This is a genomic window from Martelella sp. HB161492 (assembly GCF_013184775.1).
Taxonomy (GTDB): Bacteria; Pseudomonadota; Alphaproteobacteria; order Rhizobiales; family Rhizobiaceae; genus Martelella.
Window position 1 is genome coordinate 568,196 of the sequence record NZ_JAATVV010000001.1, and the last position, 15,057, is coordinate 583,252.

Sequence of the window (15,057 nt, forward strand, 5' to 3'; positions counted from 1 at the left end):
GAATTTCCTTTCGCTTGGCGGTCCGCCGTTCTAAACGGACAGACCGAAAGGAATGCGAAAATGGCGCAGATCATCGATTGCAGGCAAAATATGGACGCGGCCCTTGTCGCCGGTGTCAGGACACTTGGCGAAGGGGCACTGGTCGCCATTCCGACCGAGACGGTTTACGGACTGGCGGCTGACGCCACCAATGCTGAAGCCATCGCGAAAATCTATGCGGCCAAGGGCCGCCCTGCCTTCAATCCGTTAATCTGCCACATGGCCGATCTTGCCATGGCCATGCGCTATGCCATTTTTGACGAAACCGCGCTGACGCTGGCGAAAGCCTTCTGGCCCGGCCCACTGACGCTGATCCTGCCGCTGAAGGCTGACAGCGGCATTGCCGCCGCGGCGACTGCGGGTCTGCCGACCGTTGGCATCCGCGTGCCGATGGGCTTTTCCAACCGCCTGATTGCAGCCCTTGACCGGCCGCTCGCGGCGCCGTCGGCCAATACATCCGGACGGATCAGCCCGACAACGGCTGCCCATGTGGCGGCCGATCTCGGCGAGAAGATCGCACTGGTGATCGACAATGGCGCCGCCGATGTCGGCGTGGAATCGACCATTCTGAAGATCGGCGACGGCGGGATCACCCTGCTGCGTCCCGGCGGCATAGACCTTGATGCGGTTGAGGCGCTGACCGGCATCGCCATCACCCGCAAGGAAAGTTTCGGTGCCATCGAAGCGCCGGGGATGATGGCGTCCCATTACGCCCCCAACGCTCCGGTCCGGCTCAATGCCACATTCGTTCTGCCGGGCGAGACGCTGGTCCTGTTCGGCCATCCAGACATTGCCGATATCGGCAATGCCGCACGGATCCACCAGCTGAGCGCGACCGGCGACCTTGCAGAAGCCGCTTCCCGGCTTTACGACATCATGAAACAGGCAGATGCGGAGAAGGCCTCGCGGATCGCCTTTTCGCCAATCCCGAAGACGGGTCTCGGCGAGGCGATCAATGACAGGCTTTCGCGCGCCGCCGCCCCGCGCCCCTGACGCACAGGAGATCCCCGTTGACCGACCATCTGCCCGAACCCGCCCTGATCGCGCGTTTCACCACCATTGTCGGCGCGGCCCATGTGCTGACCGATGCCGCTGATCTCGAACCCTATATCACCGAAAATCGCGGCCTTTATCGCGGCCGCACGGTGCTGGTGCTGAAACCCGGCTCGACCGAGGAAGTCTCGGCGATCATGAAGCTTGCCAGCGAAACGAAGACGCCGGTGGTGCCCGCCGGAGGCCGCACCGGCCATGTCGGCGGCCATGTCCCGCGCGAGGCAGGGACCGATATCGTGCTGTCGCTGGAGCGGCTGAACCGCATTCGCGAGGTCGTGCCGTCGGGCAACTTCCTCGTCTGCGACGGCGGCACCATTCTTGCCGATGTGCAGAAGGCGGCTGAAGCGCATGACCGGCTGTTTCCGCTCTCGCTCGGCTCGGAAGGCTCGTGCCGTATCGGCGGCAATCTCTCCACCAATGCCGGCGGCACGGCGGTTCTTGCCTATGGCAATATGCGCGCCCTCTGCCTCGGCGTTGAAGTGGTGCTGCCGACCGGGGAAATCTGGAACGGGCTGCGCTCGCTGAAGAAAGACAATACCGGTTATGATCTGCGCGATCTCTTTATCGGCGCAGAAGGCACGCTTGGCATCATAACCGGGGCCGTTCTGAAGCTCTTTCCACGTCCGCGCGGCCATCAGGTGGCACTTGCCGGCGTCTCGTCACCGGAAAATGCGCTGGCGCTGTTCAACATCGCCACCAGCCGCTGCGCATCGGCGCTCACCGGCTTTGAATTCATGGCCCGCATGGTGGTCGGTTTCACCATCAGGCATACCGAAGGCGTGCGCGACCCGCTGGCTGACGCGCATCCATGGTATGTGCTGATCGACGTCTCGACCCCGGATACCCAGAAATCCGCCGACGACATGGTGGAAGCCGTCCTGGAGGAAGCCTTCGAGAAAGGGGTGATCGAGGATGCGGTGATTGCCAAGTCGCAAGGCGAGATCGACCAGCTCTGGCATATGCGCAACGCCATGTCGGACGCACAGAAACCGGAAGGCGGATCGATCAAGCATGATGTCTCCGTACCCGTCTCCGCCATTCCCGCCTTCCTGCATGAAGCCGACGCCGCGGTGATGAAGACCGTGCCGGGCGCGCGCATCTGCGCCTTCGGCCATCTTGGTGACGGCAATATCCACTATAACATTTCCCAGCCCGTCGGCGCCGACAAGGCCGAATTCATGGGGCGCTGGGGCGAGGTCAACAAGGTCGTGCACGCCATCGTGCTGGCCCATGGCGGCTCGATCTCGGCCGAACACGGCATCGGCCGGCTGAAGCGTGATGAACTGGCCGAGATCCGCCCGGCGATTGAAATGGATCTGATGCACCGGATCAAGCGCGCCTTCGATCCCGCAGGCATCATGAACCCGGACAAGGTGCTGAAGAGCGAATAGCAGCAGGCCTTCAGGCGATTGTCGTCCATTCGGTCAGGCGTCTTTTCATTCGGCTGAGCGCGGCCAAAGCGGTGTTTTAGTCACCCTGCTCTGCGGCCCGGGTCCTGCTGACGAAATCCGGATCCAGGATGGCGCGGCGAAACACCGCGCCCTCGTCGCCGTCATCGGGATAATCGAGATGATCCGGTGTTCCGGTCTCGATATGGGCGAACAGCGTCTCGGCGACGGGGGCGCAATCGAGCACATCGAAGAAATCGGCCGGCAGATCGCCGCTCTTCCAGGCCTCGAATTCATCGGGATCAAAGAATTCAAGAAGCCGGGTGAAGCTGTCCTTGTCGAACTGCGTCGTCAGGGTCAGCTCGCTGTCGAGCATCATCAGATCGCAGGTTTCAACGCGCGTCTCGGCATCGAAGCGGCACTGCCCGTCATCGGTCCTGACGTAGGATACGCTCCCATTCTCGGCAAACAGCGCCTCGTCAACGGCGTATCCCGTATAATGCCCCGTCGCATCCTTGGCGTAGAATTTTACGAAACAGGGATCGAGCGGCGACATGTTGAGCGGCGCGATGCCGTGATCGGCGAGAAAGCGGTTATTGTCATCGATCCGCGCCTGCCGCGCGGCCTGATCCTCCGGCGAAAGCGCAAGGGCCGGAAAGCCGAACACACCGGAAGGCGGATAGCTTGCCGGGTCGATGGCTGGCATTTTCGCGGTCGCGGAAAAGGCCGTGCCGGTAAAGAGCAGAACGGCAATCGGGAACTTCAGCATCCTCATCCTCTTCCGGGCGCGCCCTGCCGCTCGCCCCCCTTAGCCTGCAAGACTAGTCACCACATCCCGCTCAGGCAACCCATGACGGTCGTGCACAAGGAAGCCATAATTGGCAAATAATCCTGAAACGCCCCTTGCGTATTATCCAAATTTGAATACTCTATTCACATAAGAATGACACCGGACGAAGCGATTTCGCCCGAGCCTGAAGGAGGAGCAGGTTGTCAGAGGAGCACAGCACCGTCGCCCAAAGCTGGCCGGCGGTTGAAAATCCCCATCCGCTTGTGATCATCGGCGCGGGATCCATCGTCACCGACGCGCATCTTCCTGCCTACCAGATGGCCGGTTTCAGTGTCGCCGGGATCTACGACATCAATGGTGAGCAGGCGCGGAAAGTGGCTGACAGCTGGGACATTGCCGCCTTCAAGACGCTTGAAGACGCCATGGCTGTTGAGGACGCGATCTTCGATCTGGCACTGCCGCCCTTCGCCCATCTGTCGGTGCTGGAAAAGCTGCCGCCGGGATCCGCCTGCCTGATCCAGAAACCGATGGGCCGTGATCTTGGCGAGGCAACGGCGATCCTTGAGGCGTGCCGTGCCCGCAATCTCACCGCTGCGGTCAATTTCCAGCTGCGCTTCGCCCCGATGATGCTGGCGATCCGTGACCTTGCGGCAAGCGGCGCTCTCGGCGAGATCGTTGATGCCGAAATGCACGCCAATATGATGACACCCTGGCATTTATGGCCGTTTCTAAAAGGGATGGAGCGGGTCGAGATCCTGCTGCACTCGATCCATTACCTCGATCTCTTCCGCCATTTTCTCGGCAATCCGAAGGGCATCCACGCCAGAACCCTTGGCCATCCCGACACCACCGTGTCACAGAGCCGGACCGCGGCCATTCTCGATTATGACATGCCGGTCCGTGCCGTCATGTCGATCAACCACAATCATGATTTCGGCCCGAAATTTCAGGATTGCTCCTTCCGGCTGGAAGGCACGAAAGGCGTGGCGATTGCCACGCTCGGCGTCAACCTCAACTATCCCAAGGGCGTGCCGGATGAATTGTGGTTCTGCGAGAAGGGCCGGGACTGGCAGTCGCTGCCGCTTACCGGCACCTGGTTCCCGCATGCCTTCATCGGCACGATGAGCAATCTCCAGCGCTTCGTTGCTGGTGACGATGCCACCCTTCTGACCAGCGTCGAGGATGCATGGAACACCATGGCCCTCGTCGAGGCGGCCTATGAAAGCGCGGCTGCCCCCGCAACGCCCATCAAGGAAAAACCATGAGCGACATTGATGACGACCTGCCGCTTTCGGGCGTGCTGGTGCTGGATATGTGCCAGTTTCTCTCCGGCCCCTATTGTTCGCTGCGCCTGCAGGATCTCGGCGCCCGGGTGATCAAGATCGAGCGGCCGGATGGCGGTGATCTCTCCCGCCGGCTTTATCTTTCCGATACCGAAATCGGCGGCGATTCGACGATCTTTCATGCGATCAACCGCTCCAAGGAGAGCCTGGCAATCGACATGAAGAGCGCGGATGACCTTGCCGCCCTGAAGACCCTGATCGGCAAGGCCGATATCGTGCTGCAGAATTTCCGGCCCGGCGTGATCAGCCGGCTTGGCCTTGATTATGAGACCGTGAAGGCCATCAATCCCGGCATCGTCTATGGCTCCATCACCGGCTATTCCGAGGACGGCCCGTGGGTGATGCGTCCGGGCCAGGACCTTCTGGCCCAGGCCCGCTCCGGCGTGATGTGGCTGAACGGCGATGAGGATCAGGGCCCGGTGCCCTTCGGCCTTGCCATTGCCGATATGCTGGCCGGTGCAGCCCTTGCACAGGGCGTGCTGGCCGCTCTGGTGCGCAAGGGCCGGACCGGGCGCGGCGCCCATGTGGAAACCAGCCTGATCGAGGCGCTGATCGATTTCCAGTTCGAGGTTCTGACCACGCATCTGAATGACGGCAAGCGGCCGCCCAAGCGCTCCAGCTTCCGTTCGGCCCACGCCTATCTTTCCGCGCCTTACGGCGTTTACCAGACGGCGGATGGCTGGCTGGCGCTTGCCATGATGCCGATCGACCGGCTGGAGGATGTGCTCCAGATCGAAGCGCTCCGGCCCTATTGCGGCCAGCCGGCCAGCTGGTTTTCCGCGCGCGACACGATCAAGGCGATCATTGCCGAGACACTGAAAACCCGGACCACCGAACATTGGCTGTCATTGCTGGAGCCGGCCGATATCTGGTGCGCGCGCGTGCTCGACTGGCCGGCGCTCCTGGAGCATGAGGGGTTCAAGGTGCTGAACATGCTGCAGACCGTCACCCGCGAGGATGGCGTATCGATCACCACCACGCGCTCGCCGCTCAGGATTGACGGCAAGCGCGGCGCCACCGGGCGCGCAGCACCGCTGATCGGCGAGCAATCGGACCGGATCCGCGCGGAGTTTAACCTATGATGACGATGCTGAAGGGCATGACCTGGAGCCACCCGCGCGGTTACGACCCGATGGTGGCAACAGCCAAGCAATGGGCGCAGAAAACCGGCGTGCTGATCCGTTGGGACAAGCGATCGCTGCAGGATTTCGAAAGCTTCCCTGTCGAGGAGCTGGCGCGCCGGTATGACCTGATCGTCATCGATCATCCCCATGTCGGTCAGGTGACGGCGGAGGGCTGCCTCCAGCCGCTGGATGTGACCGGCCGTGAAACGGAACGTCAGGCACTGGCACAGGGGTCCGTCGGCGCCTCCTACGACAGCTATCATTTCGACGGCCGGCAATGGGCCTTTCCGATTGACGCGGCAGCCCAGGTGATGGCGCTCAGCCCCGCTTTTGCGGGCGACACGCCCGCCGATTTCGATGCGGTGCTTGCCCTTGCCCGGGAAGGTCGCGTTCTGCTGCCGCTCCGCCCGCCGCACAGCCTGATGACGTTCTTCACCCTTGCGGCAAATTCCGGCTTTGCCTGCCGCAATGACGGGCCGGGCCTGTTTGTCGACCCGACGGGCGGCGAAGCGGCATTCGAGCGGCTTTCGGAACTTGCCCGGCTGGTGCCTGAAGACAATTTCAGCCACGACCCGATTGCGGTTCTGGAAGAAATGGCACGGGCCGACAGCCCCTTCCTCGCCTCACCCTATATCTACGGCTATGTCTCCTATGCCGTGCCCGGCTTCAGGGCGCGGCCGATTGCCTTTACCGACATGCCGGGCATCGCCGGCAACGGATCACGCGGCTCCGCCCTCGGCGGCACCGGCATTGCCGTTTCCGCCTTCTCGAACAACCCGGAAGCAGCGCTTGATTATGCCTACTTTGTGGCCTCGGGCGATGTGCAGAAGGACGGCTTCGCCAAAGCCGGCGGCCAGCCGGGCCATGCAGCGGCCTGGGAGGACGATGCGGTGAACGCAGCGACCGGGCAATTCTACCGCAAGACACGGCAGACGCTGGAGAAAGCCTATCTGCGCCCGCGCCACGACGGCTATATGGGCTTTCAGGCCAGAGCCTCCGCCATCATCAATGACGGGCTGACACAGAAACGCGCCGCAGGCGCGGTGATGACCCGTCTCAATGCCGCCTATGAGGAGAGTTTCAATGGAACGGCCGCGCTATCTTGAAGACATCGAGCCCGGCGAGAGCCGCAAGACCTATGGCCGGACCATTACCGAGACAGATTTTGTCGTTCATGCCGGCCATACGGGCGATTTCTTCCCCCATCACATGGATGCCGAGCACATGAAGGCAACGCCCTTCGGCCAGCGCATCGCCCATGGCACCATGACCTTTGCGATCGGCATCGGCCTGTCGGCCTCCGAGATCAACCCGCTTTCCTTTACCTATGGCTATGAGCGGCTGCGCTTCCCCAAGCCGGTCTTCATCGGTGATACGATCCACACGGTGTTGACCATTGCAAGCCGTGCGGATGATCCCAAGCGCCCCGGCTACGGACGCGTGGTTGAGGAGGTGCGTGTGATCAACCAGCGCGACGAGGTCGTTATGGCCTGTGATCACGTTTACCTTGTCGAAAAGAGAAAATCATAATCGTTTGATTTCATAACAATAATTTTGTCCGTCTGCGACCAAATTGCCGGGCTTGCGTTTTTTGATTTACGTACATCAGAAATCACGCTATAGCTTGCCCATTCAAGGCGGAAGACCGCCTTGTCGGGAGTGAAAGACGAAAGGCGGAAGACCGCGCACAACACGGCAAACCGCACCGTCGATCAGGAGGCAGCGTACCGGCCCGAAAGGCTGGCGGCAGACGGGATTTTTGACAATGCGGCCAACGGTCCACGATATTGCATCGGAAGCAGGTGTCAGCCTGGCGACGGTCGATCGCGTGCTGAACGGGCGGCCGGGTGTCCGCCAGAAGACCAAGGACAAGGTCGAGGCGGCCGTTGAAAAGCTCGGCTATGTCCGTGATGTCGCTGCCGCCAATCTGGCTAAGGGTCGGATCTACCCCTTCACCTTCATTCTGCCGCTCAATGACAACTCCTTCATGCAGGCGCTCGATGAGGCGGTTCAGCAGGAACGGCTGCGCGGTCGCATTGACCGCACCCAGATCGATATCGTTCGCGTGCCTGCCTTTGATCCTGCAGCCCTTGCGGCCGCCATTGACCAGGTGGCCGAAACCGAGATTGCGGGCGTCGCCCTTGTCGGCATCGAAGCCGCGCAGGTGTCTGCGGCCATTGGACGGCTGCGCGCCCGCGACATTCCCGTCGTCACGCTGGTTTCCGATCTCGAAGACAGCGCCCGCGACCATTATGCCGGCGTCGACAACGAGGCTGCAGGCCGCACGGCCGGCACGCTTCTTGGCCGGTTCCTGACCGGGCGCAGCGGCAAGATCGGCATTCTCGCCGGTTCACTCGCCGTGCGCGACCATGCCAATCGCCTGAAGGGCTTCCGCCATGTGATCGAGACCGGCTTTCCCGATCTCGAAATCCTGCCGGCAATCGAGGCGCAGGACGATAGCGCCCGGTCCCGCGCCATGGTGAGCGAGGCGATTGCCGCCGATCCGGACATGATCGGCATTTACAGCCTCGGCGCCGGTAATCGCGGTCTGATCGGTGCGCTGGAGACAGCGCGCGGCAATGGCCGTGAAATCGTCACCATTGCCCATGAACTTTCCGACCACGCCCGCAAGGCACTGGAAAGCGGCATTTTCGATGCCGTGCTCAACCAGGATGCCGGCCACGAGGTCAGAAGCGCCATCCGCGTTTTGAAATCGCGCGCCGACGGACTGGATGTCATCGCCGCGCAGGAACGCATTCGTATCGATATCTTCATCAAGGAAAATCTGCCGTAACGGGCCATAAGCCCCGGCAGAAAGGGAGGACAACATGTATCTCGGCCTCGATCTCGGCACATCCGGCCTCAAAGCCATGCTGATCGACGACGCCCAGAAGGTGATTGCCAGCGCCGATGCGCCGCTCACCGTCCAGCGTCCCCATCATGGCTGGTCCGAACAGAACCCGGCCGACTGGGTTGCCGCCTGCGAAGCCGCCGTCAGCCGGCTGCAGCAGCGCCACCCGGCGGAACTTGCCGCCGTCACCGGTATCGGCCTTTCCGGCCACATGCATGGTGCAACGCTGCTGGATGCTTCCGGTGCGGTGCTGCGCCCCTGCATCATGTGGAATGATACCCGCAGCTTCGCCGAAGCGGCAGAACTCGATGCCGATCCGCGCTTCCGTGCGATTACCGGCAATATCGTCTTTCCGGGCTTCACCGCGCCGAAACTCGTCTGGGTGAAGAAGAACGAGCCGGCGCTTTTTGCCAGACTGGCCAAAGTGCTGCTGCCGAAGGACTATCTGCGCTACTGGCTGACCGGCGAATATATCTCCGAAATGTCGGATTCGGCCGGCACATCCTGGCTCGACACCGCAAAGCGTGACTGGTCCGACGAACTGCTGGCCGCAACCGAGCTGAAGCGCGAGCAGATGCCGGCGCTGGTGGAAGGCTCCGCCCCCGGTGGCATATTGAAGGCGGCCCTTGCCTCGGAATGGGGCATGACCGGACCGGTCGTGGTTGCCGGCGGCGCTGGCGACAATGCAGCCTCCGCCTGCGGCATGGGCACGGTCAGGGATGGTTCGGCCTTCATCTCGCTCGGCACTTCCGGCGTCTTGTTCGCCGCCAATGACCGCTATCTGCCGAAGCCCGAAAGCGCCGTTCACGCCTTCTGCCATGCGCTGCCCGAAACCTGGCACCAGATGGGCGTGATCCTGTCGGCGACCGACGCGCTGAACTGGTATGCCCGCGTCACCGACAAGAGCCCGGCGGCGCTGACCGGCGAGATCGGCGAGACGCTGGTTGCCCCCGGCGACATCACCTTCCTGCCCTATCTTTCCGGTGAGCGCACGCCGCACAATGACGCGGCGATCCGCGGCGCCTTTATCGGTCTTGCCCATGAAAGCGACCGGGCGGCGCTGACCCGCGCCGTGCTGGAAGGCGTCACCTTTGCCCTGCGTGACAGCCTCGAAGCGCTGAAATCGGCCGGCACTTCGCTCACCCGCATCACGGCCATCGGCGGCGGCTCACGCTCGCGCTACTGGCTGAAAGCCATCGCAACTGCGCTGGAACTGCCCGTCGAACTTCCCGCCGACGGCGATTTCGGCGCCGCCTTCGGTGCGGCCCGCCTGGGCCTCATCGCGGCAACCGGCGCGGACCCGGTCGATGTCTGCACACCACCGGCCACCGCAGAAACAATCCTGCCGGAACCGGGTCTCACAGCCGCTTTCGAGGCGGCCTACCAGCGTTACCGGGCGCTTTACCCGGCGATCAAACCCCTGTCTGCCCTCTGACATTGTCGTGTGACAATGCACGTCCGCAACAGAATGAAACCTTAAAGGGAGAAACCCATGAGCACCGGATTTTTCGGCGATATCGCCAAGATCAAATATGAAGGCCCCGACAGCGACAATCCGCTGGCCTTCCGTTACTACAACCCTGATGAGGTCGTGCTTGGCAAGCGGATGGAAGACCATCTGCGCTTCGGCATCGCCTATTGGCACAGCCTGGCCTATGAAGGTCTCGACCCGTTTGGCGGCCGCACCTTCGACCGTCCGTGGTATGACGGCGGCATGGACAAGGCCAAGCTCAAGGCCGACGTTGCCTTCGAACTCTTCACCCTGCTCGGCGCCCCCTTCTACTGCTTCCACGATGTGGACGTCCGCCCGGAAGGCGCAACCTTCGCCGAAAGCACGAAGAACCTGAACGAGATCGTCGATTATTTCGCTCAGAAGCAGGAAGAAACCGGCGTCAAGCTTTTGTGGGGCACGGCCAACCTGTTCGGCAATCGCCGCTTCATGGCTGGTGCTGCAACCAATCCGGATCCGGACGTCTTTGCCTATTCGGCCGCGACCATCAAGACCTGCATGGACGCCACGATGAAGCTCGGCGGTCAGAACTATGTTCTGTGGGGCGGTCGTGAAGGCTATGAAACGCTGCTGAACACCGATCTGGCCCATGAATATGACCAGATGGCCCGCATGCTGCACATGGTTGTCGAATACAAGCACAAGATCGGCTTCAAGGGCGCGATCCTGGTGGAACCGAAGCCGCAGGAGCCCTCCAAGCATCAGTATGACTTCGACGTCGCCACGGTTTACGGCTTCCTGAAGAAATACGGCCTGGAAAACGAAGTGAAGGTCAATATCGAACAGGGTCACGCCATCCTGGCCGGTCACACCTTCGAGCATGAGCTGGCCATGGCCCGCACGCTCGGCATTTTCGGCTCCGTCGACATGAACCGCAACGACTATCAGTCCGGCTGGGATACCGACCAGTTCCCGAACAATGTTCCCGAACTGGCTCTCGCCTATTACCAGGTTCTGATGGCTGGCGGCTTCACCACCGGCGGCTCCAACTTCGACAGCAAGCTGCGCCGTCAGTCGATCGATGCCGAAGACCTGCTCTACGGCCATATCGGCGGCATGGACACCTGCGCTCGCGGCCTGAAGGCTGCCGCTCAGATGATCGAGGACAAGGCGCTTTCCGGCCCGCTCGCTGAACGCTATGCCGGCTGGGACAAGCCCGTCGCCAAGAAGATGCTGGCTGGCGAAATGACGCTCGCAGACATTGCCGACATGGTTGAAAAGGACAACATCAACCCGCAGCCGAAATCCGGCCGCCAGGAATATCTGGAAAACATCGTCAACAAATACGTCTGAGACCAGACGCATCCATCGATGTGGGAATGACAGGCCGGGGGGTGAAAACGCCCCGGTTTGCTGTATTGACGAACCGACCAGCCCCCTCTGACATCATGCCTGTGCTTGGTCCACAGGCATCCAGCGGACATGCGTGGGCACGGAGAACGGCTCTTTCTATTCAATATCTGCTGAAGCTGGATCCCCGCGACAAACGCGAGGATGACGACAGAGGGGGCGGACTATTCCACCCCGAACAGAAAATCTGAATGACTTTGTCAGCGCCCCGTTTTTACCCCCCTCAAAACGCAGTGAACACACCGATCACCAGGGCATTGGCGAGGTCGACAAAGAAGGCGGAGACCAGCGGCAGGACGATGAAGGCCAGCGGTGCGGGCCCGTAATGCTTGGTCACCGATGACATGTTGGCTATCGCCGTCGGCGTCGCGCCCAACGTGAAACCGGCGACGCCGGCTGATAGCACGGCTGCGGTGTAATCCCGCCCGGCAAGCCGGAAGAAGACCAGCAGAATGAACAGGGCGGTGATGACGACCTGCAGCATGAGAACAGCAATCAGCGGACCGCCGAGACCGGCAAGCGTCCAGAGCTGCATGCTCATCAGCGACATCGCCAGAAAGATCGACAGCGAATAGTCGGAAATCAGGGCCAGCGCCTTGGTGCGGGACGGCCATTCAAGCTTCGGCATGAAACGCGGCACCGTGTTCGACAGAAAAATCGCCATCAGCAGGCAGGAGACGAAGGCGGGGAGTCTCACGCCCGTTCTTGCGATCAGTCCGTCAAGGCCATAGCCCAGCATGATGGCGATGTTGGTCACCAGCAGCGCCCGGATCAGGCTGACATGATTGATGGCACGGTGCTCCGGCCGGTCCTCATAGCCAATGCCCACCAATTCGGCAGAAACCGCCTCCGTCGCCGGCGTTAGTCGGTTGCGCTCGATCAGCAGCTTGGCCAAAGGCCCGCCGAGGAAGGATGCGACGACAAGACCGAGCGTAGCGGCGGCAATACCGACCTCGCTCGCTGCAGTGAAGCCGGTCTTTTCGGCAATGGTCGGCCCCCAGGCGATCGCCGTGCCGTGGCCGCCGATCAGCGAGGCCGAGCCCAAAAGCACGCCGATATCGGCTGGCAGGCCGAAGGCAAGCGCGCCGATAAGCCCGACAATATTCTGGACGAGGATAAAGCCAAGCGTGACGGCCAGCAGGATGGCGAGCAGCCGGCCGCCCGATACCAGATCGGAAAGCCGCGCATTGAGGCCAATCGTGGTGAAGAACACCACCAGAAGCTCGTCCCGCGTGTCGAGTGTGAAGGAAATCTCGACATGAAAGAAGCCGTAGATCGCCCAGGTGACAAGCGCGACGGCAAGTCCGCCAGCGACCGGCTCTGGAATGTTGAAATTGCGCAGAAATGCGATTCTGCGGGTCAGAAGCGCACCGAGAAAGAACACCACCATGCCGATTGTCAGCGCCTGAAAATCGGGAATGACTAACTGGCTCGCAGTCACTTCGTCCATCGGCAATCCCCCCGGCCCGAAATAGAACTGCCCGGAAGCCTAACGCCACCAGCCGCTAAAGAAAAGCACCGGCCTAGCCGGCGGAAAGCATCTCCATCACACCGCGTGCCAGCAGAATGACGGAAAGAATCAGCAGCATAGACTGGATCACCCGCATGTAGATGGCTTCCGGCAGGATCTTCGTCAGGGCGCGGCCGAAGAAGGTGCCGATAATGCCGGTTGCGGCGAGGCCTGCAATCAGCCACCAGTTCAGCCCGTCGAGCTGGCCGATGGCATAATAGGCAGGCAGCTTGACCAGATTGCCGATGGCGAATGATATCGCCACCGTGCCGGCAAATTCGAGCTTCGGCAGCCGCTGCGGCAGGAGATAGGCCTGGGAGGGCGGCGCGCCGGAATGGGTGATGAAGCTGGCAATGCCCGTCAGCGTGCCCCAGAAGATGCCCGGCAGGATCCGCGCCTGGTGTTTTTCCTGCTGCTTGCGCTTGAGCCAGGCACGGGCGCAGTACCAGACACCGATCAACCCGGTGAAGATCAGCAGTGCCCATTCCGGCGTATAGGGCGTGATCAGCGTGGCAATGGCAACGCCAAGCAGGATGGACGGCGTCAGAATGAGGACATTCCGCTTCGAAAAACTCTTGCGATAGAGATAGACCCCGATCCAGTCGGTGACGATATAGACCGGCAGCAGGATCGCAGCGGCCTTCACCGGGTTCATGTAAAGCGCCAGAAACGGCACTGAAATCGCCGCCGCCGAGGCCAGCCCGCCCTTCGACATGCCAACGATCAGCGCTGCAGCGAGAAGAAGAATATCCTGTGTCACCTTCCGTCCTTCCGCCCGGACGCCGCAGCATGGATGCGCAGCGGGATGTTTCGGCTCATCATGGGCCTGTCCTGTTCTTTTTACCTGTCCCTCCAAACTTGTCCTTTTTCCGGGAAATGGAACAGGCCGCTTCAGCAAAGCTGTTTTCGAAAATATCGAACAACCCGCCTTTCAGTGTCTCAGCTGCGCGCGCCACACCGGCACGGCTTGCCCCGGCGATCACTTCATGCTTTCCTCCGGCAACGTTACAGCCCGCCAAGGAAATACGGGTTGAGGGAGATAAATCATGAAAACGATCAAGGGTCCGGGGATATTTCTCGGCCAGTTCGCCAGCGATGAAGCCCCGTTCGACAGCTGGGACGCTATTACCAAATGGGCCGCCGACTGCGGCTATAAGGGCGTTCAGGTGCCGACCTGGGCAAGCCAGCTGATAGATCTGGAGAAAGCCGCCGGCTCAAAAACCTATTGTGATGAATTTGCCGGCCTGGCGCGCGAAAACGGTGTCGAAGTGACCGAGCTTTCGACCCATCTCCAGGGCCAGCTGGTGGCGGTGCACCCGGCCTATGACGAAGCTTTTGACGGCTTTGCCGCAGCGCATGTGCGCGGCAATCCGAAGGCGCGGCAGCAATGGGCGGTGGAGCAGGTCAAGCTGGCGCTGAAGGCCTCGAAAAATCTCGGACTGACGGAACATGCCACCTTTTCCGGTGCGCTGGCCTGGCCGTTTCTCTATCCCTGGCCGCAGCGCCCGGCCGGCCTCATCGAGGCCGCCTTTGACGAGCTGGCGCGCCGCTGGCGGCCGATCCTCGATTTCGCCGACGAAAACGGCGTCGATCTCTGCTACGAGATCCATCCCGGCGAGGACCTGCATGACGGGGCCACATTCGAGATGTTTCTCGACCGGCTCGGCCAGCACAGCCGCGCCAACATGTTATACGACCCATCGCATTACGTGCTGCAATGCCTTGATTATCTTGATAATATCGACATATACAAGGATCGAATCAAGATGTTTCACGTCAAGGATGCCGAGTTCAACCCGACCGGGCGGCAGGGCGTCTATGGCGGCTATCAGTCCTGGATCGACAGGGCGGGCCGGTTCCGTTCGCTCGGCGATGGCCAGGTCGATTTCGCCGCAATCTTTTCCAAGTTGGCCGCCAATGATTTCGACGGCTGGGCCGTGGTCGAGTGGGAATGCTGCCTGAAGCACCCGGAAGACGGCGCCCGCGAGGGGGCCGAATTCGTCAGGCACCACATCATCCGCGTCACCGACAAGGCTTTTGACGATTTCGCCGGTTCCGGCTCCGATGACGCCGCCAACCGCCGCATGCTGGGAATTTAA

Annotated in this window: 14 protein-coding genes; 11 read left to right on the forward strand and 3 right to left on the reverse strand. The window is 61.5% G+C overall.

The window, feature by feature from the left end; all coding sequences use genetic code 11:
- Positions 1-60: 60 nt before the first annotated feature.
- Positions 61-1,032, forward strand: coding sequence for an L-threonylcarbamoyladenylate synthase (locus HCK86_RS02575; protein ID WP_176082885.1), 972 nt, complete (start codon positions 61-63; stop codon positions 1,030-1,032).
- A gap of 17 nt (positions 1,033-1,049) precedes the next feature.
- Positions 1,050-2,483 (forward strand): FAD-binding oxidoreductase, encoded by a 1,434-nt coding sequence (locus HCK86_RS02580; RefSeq protein WP_176082886.1) that lies wholly within the window; start codon positions 1,050-1,052, stop codon positions 2,481-2,483.
- A 76-nt stretch (positions 2,484-2,559) separates the two neighbouring features.
- Here the strand turns inward: HCK86_RS02580 and HCK86_RS02585 are convergent, their stop codons facing one another.
- Entirely contained in the window at positions 2,560-3,249 is a 690-nt protein-coding gene (locus HCK86_RS02585; RefSeq protein ID WP_176082887.1) for a hypothetical protein, read from the reverse strand.
- A 221-nt stretch (positions 3,250-3,470) separates the two neighbouring features.
- On the opposite strand from HCK86_RS02585, the gene HCK86_RS02590 reads away from it, so the two are divergent.
- The 7 genes from HCK86_RS02590 to xylA all read left to right on the forward strand — a co-directional run bounded on the left by HCK86_RS02590 (position 3,471) and on the right by xylA (position 11,391).
- Positions 3,471-4,535, forward strand: a complete 1,065-nt coding sequence (locus tag HCK86_RS02590) for a Gfo/Idh/MocA family oxidoreductase (protein ID WP_176082888.1) — start codon at positions 3,471-3,473, stop codon at positions 4,533-4,535.
- A complete protein-coding gene (locus HCK86_RS02595; protein ID WP_176082889.1) occupies positions 4,532-5,695 on the forward strand; it encodes a CaiB/BaiF CoA-transferase family protein in 1,164 nt (387 codons plus the stop codon). The genes HCK86_RS02590 and HCK86_RS02595 overlap by 4 nt, the downstream gene beginning before the upstream one ends.
- A complete protein-coding gene (locus HCK86_RS02600) occupies positions 5,692-6,843 on the forward strand; it encodes an extracellular solute-binding protein (RefSeq protein ID WP_176082890.1) in 1,152 nt (383 codons plus the stop codon). Before HCK86_RS02595 ends, HCK86_RS02600 begins: the two co-directional genes overlap by 4 nt.
- Complete coding sequence (locus tag HCK86_RS02605) at positions 6,821-7,267, forward strand: MaoC/PaaZ C-terminal domain-containing protein (protein WP_176082891.1); 447 nt, start codon at positions 6,821-6,823, stop codon at positions 7,265-7,267. Before HCK86_RS02600 ends, HCK86_RS02605 begins: the two co-directional genes overlap by 23 nt.
- A 235-nt stretch (positions 7,268-7,502) precedes the next feature.
- Entirely contained in the window at positions 7,503-8,531 is a 1,029-nt protein-coding gene (locus HCK86_RS02610; protein ID WP_176082892.1) for a LacI family DNA-binding transcriptional regulator, read from the forward strand.
- A 34-nt stretch (positions 8,532-8,565) separates the two neighbouring features.
- On the forward strand, positions 8,566-10,023 hold the full coding sequence (xylB, locus tag HCK86_RS02615) for a xylulokinase (protein ID WP_176082893.1): 1,458 nt from the start codon (positions 8,566-8,568) through the stop codon (positions 10,021-10,023).
- Positions 10,024-10,080: 57 nt separating this feature from the next.
- Positions 10,081-11,391 carry a xylose isomerase gene (xylA, locus tag HCK86_RS02620; RefSeq protein ID WP_176082894.1) on the forward strand — a complete coding sequence of 437 codons (1,311 nt, stop codon included), beginning with the start codon at positions 10,081-10,083 and terminating at the stop codon, positions 11,389-11,391.
- Positions 11,392-11,671: 280 nt separating this feature from the next.
- Here the strand turns inward: xylA and gltS are convergent, their stop codons facing one another.
- Positions 11,672-12,898 carry a sodium/glutamate symporter gene (gene gltS / locus HCK86_RS02625; protein ID WP_176082895.1) on the reverse strand — a complete coding sequence of 409 codons (1,227 nt, stop codon included), beginning with the start codon at positions 12,896-12,898 and terminating at the stop codon, positions 11,672-11,674.
- A gap of 73 nt (positions 12,899-12,971) precedes the next feature.
- Positions 12,972-13,718 carry a sulfite exporter TauE/SafE family protein gene (locus HCK86_RS02630; RefSeq protein ID WP_176082896.1) on the reverse strand — a complete coding sequence of 249 codons (747 nt, stop codon included), beginning with the start codon at positions 13,716-13,718 and terminating at the stop codon, positions 12,972-12,974.
- 29 nt (positions 13,719-13,747) lie between these two features.
- On the opposite strand from HCK86_RS02630, the gene HCK86_RS02635 reads away from it, so the two are divergent.
- Positions 13,748-14,008, forward strand: a complete 261-nt coding sequence (locus HCK86_RS02635) for a hypothetical protein (protein WP_176082897.1) — start codon at positions 13,748-13,750, stop codon at positions 14,006-14,008.
- Positions 14,005-15,057, forward strand: coding sequence for a sugar phosphate isomerase/epimerase (locus HCK86_RS02640; protein WP_176082898.1), 1,053 nt, complete (start codon positions 14,005-14,007; stop codon positions 15,055-15,057). The genes HCK86_RS02635 and HCK86_RS02640 overlap by 4 nt, the downstream gene beginning before the upstream one ends.

What these genes read in the sequence shown, in the direction of transcription:
- HCK86_RS02575 (WP_176082885.1), top strand. Translation starts at nt 61, where the DNA reads ATGGCGCAGATCATCGATTGCAGGCAAAATATGGACGCGGCCCTTGTC.
- HCK86_RS02585 (WP_176082887.1), bottom strand. Translation starts at nt 3,249, where the DNA reads ATGCTGAAGTTCCCGATTGCCGTTCTGCTCTTTACCGGCACGGCCTTT.
- HCK86_RS02595 (WP_176082889.1), top strand. Translation starts at nt 4,532, where the DNA reads ATGAGCGACATTGATGACGACCTGCCGCTTTCGGGCGTGCTGGTGCTG.
- HCK86_RS02600 (WP_176082890.1), top strand. Translation starts at nt 5,692, where the DNA reads ATGATGACGATGCTGAAGGGCATGACCTGGAGCCACCCGCGCGGTTAC.
- HCK86_RS02605 (WP_176082891.1), top strand. Translation starts at nt 6,821, where the DNA reads ATGGAACGGCCGCGCTATCTTGAAGACATCGAGCCCGGCGAGAGCCGC.
- HCK86_RS02610 (WP_176082892.1), top strand. Translation starts at nt 7,503, where the DNA reads ATGCGGCCAACGGTCCACGATATTGCATCGGAAGCAGGTGTCAGCCTG.
- xylB (WP_176082893.1), top strand. Translation starts at nt 8,566, where the DNA reads ATGTATCTCGGCCTCGATCTCGGCACATCCGGCCTCAAAGCCATGCTG.
- xylA (WP_176082894.1), top strand. Translation starts at nt 10,081, where the DNA reads ATGAGCACCGGATTTTTCGGCGATATCGCCAAGATCAAATATGAAGGC.
- gltS (WP_176082895.1), bottom strand. Translation starts at nt 12,898, where the DNA reads ATGGACGAAGTGACTGCGAGCCAGTTAGTCATTCCCGATTTTCAGGCG.
- HCK86_RS02635 (WP_176082897.1), top strand. Translation starts at nt 13,748, where the DNA reads ATGGATGCGCAGCGGGATGTTTCGGCTCATCATGGGCCTGTCCTGTTC.
- HCK86_RS02640 (WP_176082898.1), top strand. Translation starts at nt 14,005, where the DNA reads ATGAAAACGATCAAGGGTCCGGGGATATTTCTCGGCCAGTTCGCCAGC.